At 49.3% G+C, this 13,987-nt stretch carries 10 protein-coding genes; all 10 read left to right on the top strand.

What is annotated here, in order from left to right; genetic code table 11:
* Nucleotides 1-2: 2 nt before the first annotated feature.
* The 10 genes from NP77_RS04090 to NP77_RS04130 are packed head-to-tail and all read left to right on the top strand — an operon-like array spanning nucleotide 3 to nucleotide 13,906.
* Nucleotides 3-1,991, top strand: coding sequence for a type VI secretion system Vgr family protein (locus tag NP77_RS04090; protein ID WP_008924970.1), 1,989 nt, complete (start codon nucleotides 3-5; stop codon nucleotides 1,989-1,991).
* Between the two features lie 11 nt (nucleotides 1,992-2,002).
* Nucleotides 2,003-2,515, top strand: a complete 513-nt coding sequence (locus NP77_RS04095; protein WP_008924971.1) for a hypothetical protein — start codon at nucleotides 2,003-2,005, stop codon at nucleotides 2,513-2,515.
* Nucleotides 2,515-2,814, top strand: a complete 300-nt coding sequence (locus NP77_RS22770) for a PAAR domain-containing protein (protein WP_181162220.1) — start codon at nucleotides 2,515-2,517, stop codon at nucleotides 2,812-2,814. The genes NP77_RS04095 and NP77_RS22770 overlap by 1 nt, the downstream gene beginning before the upstream one ends.
* 12 nt (nucleotides 2,815-2,826) lie before the next feature.
* Complete coding sequence (tssA, locus tag NP77_RS04100) at nucleotides 2,827-3,882, top strand: type VI secretion system protein TssA (protein WP_039659123.1); 1,056 nt, start codon at nucleotides 2,827-2,829, stop codon at nucleotides 3,880-3,882.
* Nucleotides 3,879-4,535, top strand: a complete 657-nt coding sequence (locus NP77_RS04105) for a type VI secretion lipoprotein TssJ (protein ID WP_039659126.1) — start codon at nucleotides 3,879-3,881, stop codon at nucleotides 4,533-4,535. Before tssA ends, NP77_RS04105 begins: the two co-directional genes overlap by 4 nt.
* Nucleotides 4,532-5,923, top strand: coding sequence for a type VI secretion system baseplate subunit TssK (tssK, locus tag NP77_RS04110; protein ID WP_039659127.1), 1,392 nt, complete (start codon nucleotides 4,532-4,534; stop codon nucleotides 5,921-5,923). The genes NP77_RS04105 and tssK overlap by 4 nt, the downstream gene beginning before the upstream one ends.
* Entirely contained in the window at nucleotides 5,920-6,546 is a 627-nt protein-coding gene (locus NP77_RS04115; RefSeq protein ID WP_008924976.1) for a DotU family type IV/VI secretion system protein, read from the top strand. Before tssK ends, NP77_RS04115 begins: the two co-directional genes overlap by 4 nt.
* A gap of 1 nt (nucleotide 6,547) precedes the next feature.
* Nucleotides 6,548-9,985 (top strand): type VI secretion system protein, encoded by a 3,438-nt coding sequence (locus NP77_RS04120; protein ID WP_039659128.1) that lies wholly within the window; start codon nucleotides 6,548-6,550, stop codon nucleotides 9,983-9,985.
* Nucleotides 9,986-10,034: 49 nt separating this feature from the next.
* On the top strand, nucleotides 10,035-12,587 hold the full coding sequence (tssH, locus tag NP77_RS04125; protein ID WP_039659129.1) for a type VI secretion system ATPase TssH: 2,553 nt from the start codon (nucleotides 10,035-10,037) through the stop codon (nucleotides 12,585-12,587).
* On the top strand, nucleotides 12,584-13,906 hold the full coding sequence (locus NP77_RS04130; RefSeq protein ID WP_039659130.1) for a VasL domain-containing protein: 1,323 nt from the start codon (nucleotides 12,584-12,586) through the stop codon (nucleotides 13,904-13,906). Before tssH ends, NP77_RS04130 begins: the two co-directional genes overlap by 4 nt.
* The last annotated feature ends 81 nt before the right edge of the window (nucleotides 13,907-13,987 follow it).

The raw sequence follows: 13,987 nt of genomic DNA on the forward strand, positions 1-13,987 counted from the left end.
AAATGTTATCAGGTCAGGAAAATCGCTTTATCCGTTTTGTCGGACAGTCTGCATCGTCTCTGGTTCTGTTGTCCCTGGAAGGTAAAGAACAGTTGTCTGCGCCGTACGACTTCACAATCCGCTTTCGTTCAACACTGACATCGTCAGAAACGGCGAGTTTGCTGGGTGAGGAACTTGCCTGCCATGTTGGTTCAGGACAGCGCTCGCGTTATGTGCAGGGGGTCGTAACAGAAATGGAAGAAGAAAGCGATGACAGGGGGATCTGTACCTGGCACGCACGGTTACAGCCTCGCCTGGCTCTGCTGAAAATGGGCCGTAATCTGTCCGTATATCAGAATATAACGGTACCCGACCTGGTGTGTCGTTTGTTACGCGGGAATAACATCACCGATATTGACCTGCGGTTACATGGCAGTTATGCACCGCATGAATACTGTATTCAATACCGTGAATCGGACTTTGATTTTATCAGCCGACTTCTTGAGCAGGAAGGAATTTACTATTTCTTCTGCCAGACCAAAGATCGACATACGCTTGTCCTGGCCGATCATCCATCCGGTCACTACCGTGCAATAACACCTGAGCTGGCCTATCAGCCTGAAGCGGGAAAGGGTGAGGATGGCGGCATTTCGAGCTGGTCATCCCGTGTAAGTCTGGCAGTGTCTTCTGTTCATTATAAAGCGTTCAGTTTCGAACAGGCGGCTACCGCAGAGGGCGAATGTCTGTGTAATAACCTGGAATACAGTGCTCAGGGGATCAGTTTCGTTGATGCGTATGACCTGAGTGACCGGGAGACGCTGCAAAGCGCTGCACGGCTGAAAATGGAGCAGCTTGAAGCGCAGACCCGCTATGCGCATGCCCGCATTCAGGCATGGTGGCTAAGTTGCGGCGAGACGTTCTGTCTCACGTCGCTGCCTGATCAGGCAGGCGAATATATTATGCATTCCCTGACATTTCAGGCTGTCAGCAACCTGGATGATGGTTTACCCGATTTTAAGTGTAACGCGTCAGTTTTTGATACCGCCAGAGTGTGGCGGCCTGAGTGTGTCACGCCCGTACCTGACATACCCGGAGTACTTACGGCGACTGTGGTCGGTCCTGCCTCTGAAGATGTGCATACGGATGAGTACGGCCGCATAAAAATACAGTTCCCCTGGGACAGCGAAAATAAGAATGATGACAGCAGTTCCTGCTGGGTCAGGGTATCTCAGCCCTGGAGCGGCGCGCGCTTCGGTGCCATGTTCATCCCCCGCATCGGCAGTGAGGTGGTGGTTAGTTTCCTGCTCGGCAATCCTGACAATCCGCTTGTTACCGGCACCGTCTCCAACGGCAGGAACCTTCCTTTGCTTAACCTGCCCGGTGAGAAAGAACAGGCGGGATTTGTATCAAGAAGTTCTCTCAATGGTTCAGTGGAAGAGGGGCATCAGCTCCGTTTTGACGACAAAAAAGGAGAAGAAAAGCTAACTCTCGTCGCCCAAAAAGATATGGATGTGGTGGTCAAAAATAATCTGACGACGGCCGTTACTTCTGCGGTTAAAGAGACCATCGGCTCTGATCGCTCCACGGAAATCACCAAAGGAAACGATGCGCTCATTCTGCATCAGGGAAATTGTAACCTGACCCTGGAACAGGGAGATTTTAACACCCTCCTTCAACAGGGAAACATGGCGCTGGGTCTGCAGCAGGGGAATTACAGCCTGAAAATTAATGGTCACCTGCAGCAAAATCTGAAAGACGGAAGCCATTCACTCAGCATATCCGGGGGAGGCAGCACAATAAAGGCAGATAAGCGCTGTGTTATCGAGTCAACCCAGGCGGTTGAGCTGAAAGTGGGCAGCAGCAAAATCTCCATTACCCCGGCCGGAATAACGCTGAGCGGCACCACCATCAAAATTGAAGGGACAGCCACGGCAGAACTGGGTGGTGCAATGGTCACGATCAAAGGAAGCGGCATGACCCAGGTCAAAGGTGGCGTGGTCATGATTGGCTGAGGATGACAAAAATGACTGTGTCTAAGATTTTATCCCCGGAAGGGGTTGCGAAGATTCGGGATTCGGCGTCCTGGCATGAAAACATGCATAGCCTGCTGACCGCTTTGCACTGGGAAGACGCGCTTGGGTACTGGGTAAACGCGTGTACGGCTGAGAAATTGATTGCCTGGCTGCTACCGCATTCAGTCAGCACGCTGCCGCCGGGTGAATCCACCCATGCATTTGAAGCCGATATCAGTAACTGGCTTAAAACCTACGAGGATAACTACCGCTGGCGTATTTTTCATCAGGCTGAATCGCTGGGTTTTTCCACACCTGCAGGTGCTCTTGGCCTGGCGATTTTCTGGACGGGAAGCCTGACGCAGCCGGAATATGAAGCTGTATATGCTGACGAACATCTTACGCCCCTGATGCTCTGTACCGTGTTGCGACTCCTGAGCATCAGGCTTGCCGGACCCGATACGCCGGATTTTGGCGCACGGCAACTCTATTCTCTTTGGCTTCCGGTGCAGGAGAACGAATGATGGGACAGCCAGCAGCACGAGTCGGCGATATGCATATCTGCCCGATGGTCACTCCGGGAGTGCCGCCAATTCCTCATGTGGGAGGGGCGGTATCAACGCCCGGTACACCCACGGTGCTGATAGGCGGCGTGCCTGCAGCGACAGTGGGATCGCTTGCCATCTGTGTGGGGCCACCAGACAGTTTAGTGGCGGGAAGTACCTGCGTATTCATTGGTGGTAAGCCAGCGGCGCGTATGGGGGACATCTGTGCCCATGGTGGAACGGTTGTCGCAGGTTGCGTCACAGTGCTGATTTCATGAAAGGGCATAGGGATGAAAATTGATTTAGACGAGCTTCTCTTGCCCCTGCCCGGAGGGCAGCCAGCGGGCAGATGCATGGAATATGAATCTGTATATGAAGAGATCCGTCAGGCGCGTGAGAGCGATCCGGACTTTCTGCCACAGGACGAATGGCGGACACCCCTGCGTAAAGCCGACTGGCCAAAAGTAATACGTCTTAGCGCATCAATACTGCGTGAAACCAGTAAAGACTTGCAGGTCGCCTGTTGGCTGGTTGAAGGGACCAGCCAGCAATACGGGATTGTCGGTATCAGGGAAGGCCTTGCTTTTCTGCATCGTTTTGTTGCCCGTTACTGGGACAGTGGCTGGCCCAGGAAAGACGATGACGATGGCCTGTTGATTAGTCATGCCATCGTCAGCCGGCTTGATCGGCAACTGTCTGATCTGATTATTCAGCTTCCTTTGCTCAGTCAGCCTGAAAGCACGCTCGAATACTGGCGGAAGGTACTGGCTTATGAACATCAGGCGTCAATGGCTCCGGGTGAACGCGGCAGCGAGGATTTTTCAGCCGAAACGTTTCACCTTTGGGCCTCCCGGCAGTCAGCGGAAAAGTTAGCACGACTGTCTGATGAATTGTTACTGCTGTCAGTATGTCTTACAGATTTTGAAGCCACATATCAGACGCTGAATCCGCAAAAAGAAGGACCAGCACTAGGGCAGACAGCTCAGGGAATTAAAGACCTGCAGGCATTTTCACAACGACTGGCCGGGTTAGTGACACCAACCAGCGAAGATGTCATGTCGCTTAATGTTCTCGCACGGAATGACGAACAGCCTGTGTTAAAAACCAATGAGCTGGCTTCAGGATCAGGCAATCAGCAAATGTCTCGCGATCTGGCGATCACCCAGATGTTAACGATTGCTCATTTTTTTCGTCAGTCTGAGCCCTCGAGTCCGGTTCCATTTTTAATGGAGCGAGCTGCCCGCTGGGCTGACATGACGCTGACGGAATGGCTGGAAGAGATGCTGAGTGATAACAACACTCTTCAGGATATTAATAACGTGCTAACGGGGCCAGGGAAGGAATGATTATAAAAGGGAAAAATCTGTGCTGTTTCAGCCTGATATGGATGTTGTCAGGTTGTGCGGGACATCAGAGCAGTTTGCAAAATTCAGCGAAACCAGATCTGTCAGCGCCGTTTTCAGCTGGAGCCATTAGCGTAACGCTAAATGCCAGGCCTGACCTGAATCTGGTCAACGGCATGGCCAACAGTTGCACTATTTTAGTGCTTCAGGCTGCAAAAGCCGAAACGCTTGAACAGATACTCATCAATCCTGTGAAAGTAAAGAGCCTGTTTGCGGGGGCAGGAGTCGGGACGGATGCGGCAAACGGCCACGCAGTTTTACAGATTGATCGTTACACCATGATGCCGGGACAGACAACCACGTTGCATGTCGACAGGGCAATGCACACGCGATACATGGCGCTGATTGCAGGGTACTACCCATTCCCGGGTAAACAGCACCAGATCCAGGAAGATATTCCTGTAAGGAAATACAAGACAGGATGGCTGAATCCCGTCTGGCATCGCGAACTTTCACCATTATCTCTGGCAATCACGCTGGGAAGTGAGGGAATTATCAGCACACAGAAAAACGTTCAGAAAAGCCAGGCTCCGGATGTCAGCCTGCCTGACATTGATCTGACTGAGACAAAAAATAGCGGAGCAGATAAACAATGAACGCTGAAGAACAACAGATCTATTGGCATTCTGGACTTTATCTGCAACCTCAACATTTCCAGTCGCTCGATCTCCATTATGCATGGTTGCATGCCCGTCATCGGCAGCAGGCGCAACCTTATAACTACGGGATTAGTGAGATGTCTGTGAACAGGGCTGCTCTGAACGATTATGTCATGAGTGTTGATAGCATTCGTTTCTTTCTTCCGGGTGGAGATTATCTGACGTACCCCGGAAACTGTCGTATTCAAAAAAGAAACTTTCGTGATGCCTGGAAACTTCGCGATCATCCTTTAACGTTATGGCTGGCATTACCGCGGTTTGACGCTGCCCACTGTAATGTGACGTTGCCAGAAAAGGAAAACAGCCATGTGGTAACTCGCTGGCTGAGTATGGCAAACGCTCCTCTGATGAAAGACGTGCATGGTAGCGGTCCTGAAACTGAAGTAAACCGTATCTTATATAATGTTTTGTTGCTGACGAGCGAGGAAAAAGAGGCCGCAACCAACTGTGAATGCATCCCATTGGTAAGGTTGTGTCATGAGGGTGAGCAAGTGGTCTTTGATTCAATGTTTTCACCTCCTGCCGTTACGCTCTGTGGCAGCCCCTCACTGCATAAGCTCATTGAGAGCCTTGTGTTCGAAATCGGAGCCAGAACCCGGAAACTCGAAGAATATAAGCGTCCGGAACAGCTGGTCAGCCGTCAGGAACGGAGCGATCAGCTAATTCAACTGATGACTATGCGCTCTCTTAATCGCGCATTACCCGTGCTGAAAAATTACATGGCGGCTGCTCAGGTACATCCCTGGAGTATTTATAATTTACTGAGTCAGCTTGTCGGCGAACTTTCCTCATTCAGTGATTGTTGTAATTGTCTGGGAGAATGGAAAGGGGAGGAAAATATCGCCCTGTATTATGATCATGAAAAACTATTTGACTCATTTTATCGTCTGAGAACGACGTTAACTATGCTTATGAACAGCCTGGTGCTTGAAGACAGCACGTATATAAAGCTGAAAAATGAGAATGGCATATTTTGTGGAGAGATAACGAAAAATCAGGAACTGAAGAAAGGCGATGTTTTATTGTTATTACGTACTTCGGAAAAAATCCTGAGCCAAAGTGGTCAGTTCAGTGCGGCAGGCTTTAAGCTTGCCTCGGGTAATACGATTGACGGATTGATTCGACATGCTTTGCCAGGGGTAGCGCTCACCGCCTGCGAAAATCCACCTCGGGGAGTGCCTGTTCGCAACGATTATTATTATTTTCACATACACCACAATTCTGACCAGTGGCGTTCTGTAGCTGAAAATGGGGAGGTTGCGTTTTATTTTCCTGAAATGCCGGATGACCTGGAAGTGCAGCTGGTTTTTACGGGGGCAGAATGAATTCTCTGTTAAATCATTATCTACCTGTGTTCAGTATGGGAATAAAGTTCAGTCTGACGCCCGAGGATTATCCTGACTGTAATCATTTCAGAAATGAGTGCATTACATTGCTGGATAAGGCTATGCTGAACTCAGAATTATTATACAGCCTGCAGGACTGTGAGGATTCACATTTTGCGGTGATTGTATGGCTTGATGAAATGGTATTAAAAACGTCACCGGACTGGGTAAATGAATGGCGCACCAGCATGCTGCAAAGTCAAAGGTTCCGGACGGCGATCGGGGGCGAGGAATTTTACACCCGTCTTGATAGAATTGATTTAGTGAATAAGGACCTGAGGCAGGTTTACCTTTTTTGTTTGCTCATGGGTTTCCAGGGGAAGTATGCTCATAAGAGGAGCGATGAATTACAGTTGCGTATCAGTGATGAAAGGAAATGTCTTCCAGATGAATGGCAGTCCTGGCCCGGTGTTGCGAGAATTATAGCAACGGACGTCGAATTAAATTCGCGCCAGTCTTTTCAGAGGTTGCGTTTTTTTCATAACAAAACATCATTGTTTTTATTTGGTGCTATTTTTTATCTGACAACTCTTTCAGGACTGCATCTGTTAATCCGGAACTAATATGTTAAAAAAGATAATTCCCGTTATAATCTGGGCGGTTTTGCTGTGCATTCTTTTCATCTTTTGCCTTTTCCTGTCAGTATGGATGGAAATATCTCTTGTTTACGCCATTGTTTTATGGTTTTTTTTTATTTTTTCTGTTTGTCTGGTTAGTCTGCTTCGGAAATCGTTATCCGCCTTGCAAAAACAGGATTATTTTCAGAAGCTTTTTTCCCGCCATGTATTTTCCCGTACAGAACGGATCCTGTATACACACTGGAGATCGGGCGTACGTAGATTAAAAAAAGCCAAAAGAATAAATAAGGTCTATCCCTGGTTTTTTATTACCGCAGCAGGCAACAGTCATTCAACCCTGCTGTCGGGGTCAGAGATGATGCCAGCTTCGGGATGTCGGGAAAATCGGGAGATCACGCCAGCCCGAACCCTGCGGTGGTGGTTTTTCCAGCCACTGTCATTTCTGGAACTGCCCGGACTATTTTCTGAGTCCGGATGTGTGAAAAAAGTCTGGAAACGAACTGCGAGCTGGTTTCATGCGGCTCCGCCGCCGGCCGGCGTTGTCGTCTGCATTTCTGTTACCGAATTGCTGAATCTTCGCGATGAGCCGCCTGTCATCAGGGGGAGGCGTATACGTGCTTGCCTGGAGCCGTTGCTGAATAAAACCAGAAGACGTTTGCCGGTTTATGTCCTGGTGACAGAGTGTGAAAATATCCCGGGATTCAGCCGCTGGATAAGTGCGCTATCACCAGAACAACAGCACCAGCCTCTGGGATATTTCTGGCTCACGCCTCCCGCGATTGATAGCCGTGATCCCTCATTCCTCAGTCCCCTTTTCGATGCCATGAGAGAGGGGCTAAATAACGTGCGTATCAGCATGTTTTCCGGAGCAAAGCCTGATGCTGATACACTTTTTCTGCTGGACATGCCTGAGCAGATGCAGTCGCTTCAGCCTGTATTGCATCAATATATTGCGTCCATCTGTGGGGATGATGTCAGTTCAGACTCTACGGTCCCGGCATTAGGCGGGATCTGGTTTACGGCAACAGAACCTGTTAGCAACACATCAAATGAGAGAAAGAGTTATTTTACAGGAGAGTTGTTTTCCAGAACGCTGCCATTTATCAGTAGCAACAGCAAAATATTATACACATGCCCTGTCCGCGGCTTTTTGAGCCGCTGGGGAACGCTTTTTATCGCGAGCATAGTTACATTTCTGCTGTTGATTAGCGCGACAATGACCTTTCATGTTGTTGATACCGATAAAAGCAGTGATGTAATTAGCTCTCTTTCTCAGCTGGAATCGATTGATGCTGCTCTTCAGCATCCGGTCCGCTATTTACCTTTCATAAGTGTGCTTTATTCCCGCCAGGCCGAGATTGAGGATAGGATATTATCCTATTCGGTGATTCATTATCAGGATGATCGCGAGGTTATCAGCCGTTACCACCAGGATTTCAAACTGGCCGTTCCGGAAAAACAACGTGAACTCATCATGGAACTTGCTCGTGCTGTTGTGGCAAAAGAAAGCCTTCTGAACGGCAACGCACTGGCTTCGTCATCAGGAAAGTCACCGATATCTCCTGCCCTGACAATGATGACTAGCGATATTTCCCTGACTCCACGCCAGAGTTTGCTGCTCCAGCGTGCACTTTTGTTGCGTAATGGAGGAGAACAACAGATATCCCGTTTAAGACGTTTACTGGGTGAACTTGTCAGTGACGATCCACAGTGGCGATGGCTGCTGGCATCAACTCAGCAGATTTCGCCTGTACGTTCGGGAAGCTTTTTTCCAGGAAGTGGTGACAAAGTTAGCATTGATGGCATCTGGACAGCGGAGGGGACGCAACAAATTTACCGCTGGCTGAAAGAGATTCACTACGCAGCAGGTAAAAAAATAGACTTACCCGCCTTGGCACGGTTTGAACAACGCCTGCCTGCACTACGTCAGTCGGCCTGGATTAAGTTTATTATACAGCTGAACAGACTGCCTGTTTCGGATCTGAGTGAGCAACAGTGGTCTGATATCTTGCTCAATATTGCCCAGGGAAACAGTCCTGCAACAGGCCTTGCGCGTATGGTAAATCAGCAGCTTGCAGACATCAGTCATGCTGACGCTTCGCCCTGGCTGTTACAGCTGCGAAAGCTGGTTGAATTGCAGACGAACAGTGTTTCAGGAACGCTGGTTCGACAGTTCAGTCAGCGCAAGCAGGAGCTGGATTTTGTCTTCGGGGAGTGGCTTAAAAAGGGCAAGGGCGCTCAGGTTATTACTGACGCGGGCTTACAGGCACAGTCGTGGACGGATTGGCAGAGCAGTTTACATTCTGCCGTATCAGATGCACTTAATTCGCCATCAGATACTCCCTTGCTGACGTCAGGTCTGTTTGCCCCTGTTCAGGGAAACGAAAACAATCCACTTCCTGCACTGAGTAAGCGTTTCACAGCATTGCGTAAAAACCTGATCTCTGTGACGCCAGATGCCGGTGTTGACGCGGTCTGGACACTGTATGGGCAGGATAAAAAATTGATAATCGCTCATGCCATGCAACAGAGTGGATGCTGGTTACAGCATCAATGGCAAAGCACGGTGCTATGGCCACTGGAGCAGAACGCCAGGCGAATAGACTATCCGGCACAACAGGCTCTCGCACACCAATATATTTCCTCCTTTATGCGTGATTCAGCAAAACATGTTCTCGCTATCGGTAAGAACGGTGCTGAAGCAGGCAAATTTGAAGGCCAGCATATAAAGCTGAGCCAATCGTTTATCTCCCTGATAAACGCGGAACTCAATCCCGATGATTTGCTGCCCATGCCTGAGCGGGATAAAACCCGTAAGGATGACAAATTAGCCCTGCTCAGAGCCCAGCAGAAAAGTCTCGAAGATAAGCAGAAACAGCTGGAGAGCACGCCCAGAGAACTGAGCCTGCATAGCCTGCCAGCCACAGTACCTGGTGGTGCCGGGCTAATGCCTGTCGGCACAAAACTTACTCTTTTTTGTGACGATCAGCGCTGGGTACTGAAGAGTATGAACTTCGATGAACAGGCGCTTTTCAGATGGCGGCCGGGTCATTGCGGCCGGGTGGCACAGCTTATTCAGTTTCCCGGCTTCAGCCTTGAATATAACTACACAGGAGAGAGTGCCTGGCCAGATTTCCTCAACGATATAGCAGAAGGGCAGCACACTTATCAGGCGGAGGATTTTTCCGACCAGGCTGCATTATTGCGTGCGCAGGGTATTAAACAAATTATGGTTCGCTATCAGCCAGCCAGCCAGGCTGATGTTCAGGAGACCTGGCGGCAATGGCAGGCGCTTGAACACGCACTTGATGAGAATAATAGCGCGCAGCAAGCGTCTCTCATTCAATCCGGCGATGGACGCTTTTCTGAACCGCAAAAACACCTGCTTTCCCGCCTTCCTGCAAAAATTGCAAGTTGCCCCTGACCAGCTGTCGGATGAACTGTTCATTTAGTATAAAAATCAGGAAAAAAACATGAGTCAGTATTTGAAAAAAATTACGGAAGTCTTTTCTGCCGATGCGCGGCACTGCCTGAATGCGGCAGTGAGTCAGGCCGTTAGCCGGACTCACCATGAGGTGAGTGTTGAGCATTTACTGCTGGCGCTAATCACTACTCAGACGGTATTGCTTGAACAGCTGTGTCTGGGGGCGGGGCTCAGAGGGGACCAACTGGCAGACGCGCTGACGCATAGTCTGAACCAGCAGCGCAGCGGCAATACCTGTGGACCCGTACTGTCTGAGTCCCTTGTCCGGCATCTTGAGAAAGCATGGCTGCATGCCAGCATTTGCTGGCATCAGCGGCATCTTCCTGCCACGGCGTTTATTGGTTGTCTGCTTGCTGACCCGGACGATGTTACGTTGCCTCTTCCGACAGAGGTTCGTCAGGCACTGCATTGTGACGTGCTGAAGGCTGACGCACTCATGTCTGAATACTCAGGTACGGGCCAGAAAAAAGATAACACGGAAGAAGGTGTGCCATCTGGTGGGCCTGCATTGCTGAAATACACCCATAATCTGACTCAGAAAGCGCGCCGGGGAGAGCTGGATCCCGCTACAGGGCGTGAGAATGAAATCCGCCAGATGATAGATGTATTACTTCGTCGGCGTCAGAACAATCCAATCCTGACGGGTGAACCTGGCGTCGGTAAAACAGCACTGGTTGAGGGATTAGCGCAGCGCATCGTCAGCGGTACCGTACCAGACGCACTGAAAAAAATGGATATCATGTCACTTGATCTCAGCCTGTTACAGGCTGGAGCCAGCGTAAAAGGTGAATTTGAAAATCGGCTGCAAAGCCTGCTCTGTGACATTCAGTCACACCCCGTGCCGATCATTCTTTTTATTGATGAGGCACATATGCTGGTTGGAGCAGGAGGGACTGCGGGCCAGAACGATGCGGCCAACCTGCTAAAACCCGCCCTGGCAAGGGGAGAGTTACGCATGATCGGTGCTACCACGTGGTCTGAGTACAAAAAATATTTTGAAAAGGATGCTGCGCTTGCCCGCCGCTTTCAGATAGTCAGGGTGACGGAACCCGACCGGGACACGGCAATTAACATGCTGCGGTCGATTGTACCCGCCATCAGCAGTCATCATGGTATTCCAGTCCCTGATTCGGCAATCGTGGCTGCTGTTGAATTCTCTGCCCGTTATCTTCCGGGCCGGCAGTTGCCTGATAAGTCAGTCACGCTGCTGGATACGGCATGTGCCAGGGTGGCTTTATCCCAGAGCGACGAGCCACGAGAGATTGAAGATCTGAATGTCATGCTGAGGAATATCTCACTTGAGCGCCGTAGCCTCTCTCTGGACAGTGGATGTGCAACACGTATTGCCTGGCTGGATCAACGTAAAGCTGAAATCAAACAAGACCTGACCATTCTGACTCCGGTATGGAAAGAACAGCAGAGCCTGGTTGCCCGGATTGCTCAATGCCAAAATTCTGAGCAGCAAGCAAGCCTGCGGCAGAAACTGTCTGTAATGCACAAACAGCAACCTATGGTCTTCGAGCGTGTTGATGCGGCATGCGTTGCAGAAATTATTGCCGGGTGGACGGGGATTCCGGTGGAACAAATCCTGGAGCAAAAACAGGGGCCGCTGAATACTCTGTATGAACGTTTGTGCGAACGGGTTACCGGACAATCACATGCGCTTGAGGCAATTGTCCGGCAGATTCGAACCAGTCGGGCGGGTCTTGCCGATCCGTTAAAGCCAATGGGCGTCTTTATGCTGGCCGGACCTTCCGGGACAGGTAAAACAGAAACAGCACTGGCCCTGGCAGAAATGTTGTACGGCGGAAGTAGAGGGCTGATAACGCTGAATATGTCTGAGTACCAGGAGGCACACTCTGTCGCCGGCCTGAAAGGCTCTCCCCCTGGCTATGTCGGCTATGGACAGGGTGGCGTACTGACTGAGGCTGTGCGTCGACAACCCTATAGCGTTGTTCTGATTGATGAAGTTGAAAAAGCACACAGAGATGTGATCGAACTTTTCTATCAGGTATTTGACAAAGGGGTCATGGAGGACAGTGAAGGGCAAACTATCGACTTTCGCAACACCTTCATCATTCTGACCAGTAATCTGGCTGATGATGTAATTATGGCGGCAGGAGAAAAGGAATCTCCTGATATCAATGCATTAGTCCGCCAGATACGACCTGAATTCAGCCGCGTATTTCCAGCGGCGTTTATGGGGCGTCTGACCCTGCTCCCTTACTTACCGCTCAGTGCCCAGGCGCTTAATAATATTATCAACGCTAAGCTCAGAAAAATCAGCCTGCGCTTTTCTGGCAGAGACGGTGAGAAGAGATCTCTCAGTTACAGTCCTGCAGTAGTGAGGTATATCGCTGACCGCTGTCATGTCAGGCAAAGTGGCGCGCGTGATGTTGATACTGTAATCAATCAAAGCCTGTTGCCTTTGGTGACCGATTATTTGCTCGAAGCTGACGGCAGCGGAAACCTGCATATCCGGGTGCAGGTTACGGGAAAAGATCTTGCCATCGTTACAGATCGACAGAGTAAAAGAAAATGAACTCAGGCACTGGTTTTCAGGCGCTAAAAGTTAATAAAAAAGATCCGAGACAGAGCCCGGAGTTTCTTGAAATCAACTGGTCCATGCAGAATGCAGATATTCGCAGGATGAGTGAAAGTGAATGGAAAACGCTGGATAGCCAGTGCCGGGCATACTGGCGTAAGTATGGGTATGATTTGCAGAGTGGGTGTTGGTTCTGTCTGATGAGCTTAAAGCTGGACGGCTGGAGAGGTCTGGCGCAGGGACTCAATATCCTGGTTAGAGTATGGCGCGGCAAGGCATCCGAATATTGCTGGCCTCCGGTCGTCGATTCGGATCGACGACGATATCTGCTTGAATGGCTGAATACACACGTAGTGACCAGTATTTACCAGCTTGACTGTGATGATAATTTTACGGCCGTGGCCAGTAGTATTGCTGAAAGTATTGCACTGCTTTATGACGAAGCGGTGAAAACGGATGCGCGTTGCAGAAACTCTTTAAAAAATATGCATTATTTTCTTCAGGTTCGCAGTAAAGCATCTTCTTCTTTTATTTTAAGCCTTGCACATTTAAAAATTGATAAAGATATACGGCCAGAATTATCTCCGATCAATATTAAAACCAATTCCTCTGTCCAGGGGAGCAGCATAAAAAGAAAGCATCTTATTCAGGCAGGATGTGCAGGTATTATTGGCGGTATGTTGGCGACCATGCTGTTAATGTCCGGCATCAGATACATGGAAAAACCAGGAGTTACCGAAAAGCTTGCTGGGGTACTTCAGGATTTTCCGGGTGACGATGCACTGACAGCATTAGCATGGCAGGGGATAGATAAGGAAGAACTGGAAAGTCATCGTGATGAAATATTGCATAAGTCGGCGTCATTATTGACATGGATTGCGGATCGTCCAAACGATGAATTACTTCGCAAGGGCGATATTCTTGCTCAGCGTCTTGAAAATGCATGGCCTGATAATTCAGTCAGTCAGAAATGGAAGTATGAACTGCAGGCTAAGGCTAACATTTTACCCTCAACGTGGAACTACAAAGAGGTTACTGCCGATCTGGACGAATTTGATTTAAAACTGGCCAATGCAGAACAGAAAAAAGGAGGATATTTAACGATTTCTGAACTGAAAAGCTTTTCCTGGAAAATACGCAGAAAACTGGAAAGTTCAGGCGTACCACCAGAAGAACTGCTTAGATATTCAGCAGAGGATAAAGAAGGCAGCCGTAAAGAAATTCTGGAGTCTGTTGCAAAAACCTTGTCTGCTTTAAATGCTTTGTATGTATTGTCAGTGAACCAAAATGATAAGCCAGCACAAAAAAATCATTAAGTCCCAAAAGGATTATGCTCTTTAATGAACGTAATGTTTTTTCTGAAAAAATAAAGCTGATTTGATTTTGTTATTTTGAGG

The sequence above is a fragment of the Pantoea sp. MBLJ3 genome (genome assembly GCF_000816655.1).
GTDB classification, from domain to species: Bacteria; Pseudomonadota; Gammaproteobacteria; order Enterobacterales; family Enterobacteriaceae; genus Pantoea; species Pantoea eucalypti.

Coding starts and splice junctions, on each gene's coding strand:
- NP77_RS04130 (WP_039659130.1), top strand. CDS start 12,584: ATGAACTCAGGCACTGGTTTTCAGGCGCTAAAAGTTAATAAAAAAGAT.
- tssA (WP_039659123.1), top strand. CDS start 2,827: ATGAAAATTGATTTAGACGAGCTTCTCTTGCCCCTGCCCGGAGGGCAG.
- NP77_RS04095 (WP_008924971.1), top strand. CDS start 2,003: ATGACTGTGTCTAAGATTTTATCCCCGGAAGGGGTTGCGAAGATTCGG.
- tssK (WP_039659127.1), top strand. CDS start 4,532: ATGAACGCTGAAGAACAACAGATCTATTGGCATTCTGGACTTTATCTG.
- tssH (WP_039659129.1), top strand. CDS start 10,035: ATGAGTCAGTATTTGAAAAAAATTACGGAAGTCTTTTCTGCCGATGCG.
- NP77_RS22770 (WP_181162220.1), top strand. CDS start 2,515: ATGGGACAGCCAGCAGCACGAGTCGGCGATATGCATATCTGCCCGATG.
- NP77_RS04090 (WP_008924970.1), top strand. CDS start 3: ATGTTATCAGGTCAGGAAAATCGCTTTATCCGTTTTGTCGGACAGTCT.
- NP77_RS04115 (WP_008924976.1), top strand. CDS start 5,920: ATGAATTCTCTGTTAAATCATTATCTACCTGTGTTCAGTATGGGAATA.
- NP77_RS04120 (WP_039659128.1), top strand. CDS start 6,548: ATGTTAAAAAAGATAATTCCCGTTATAATCTGGGCGGTTTTGCTGTGC.
- NP77_RS04105 (WP_039659126.1), top strand. CDS start 3,879: ATGATTATAAAAGGGAAAAATCTGTGCTGTTTCAGCCTGATATGGATG.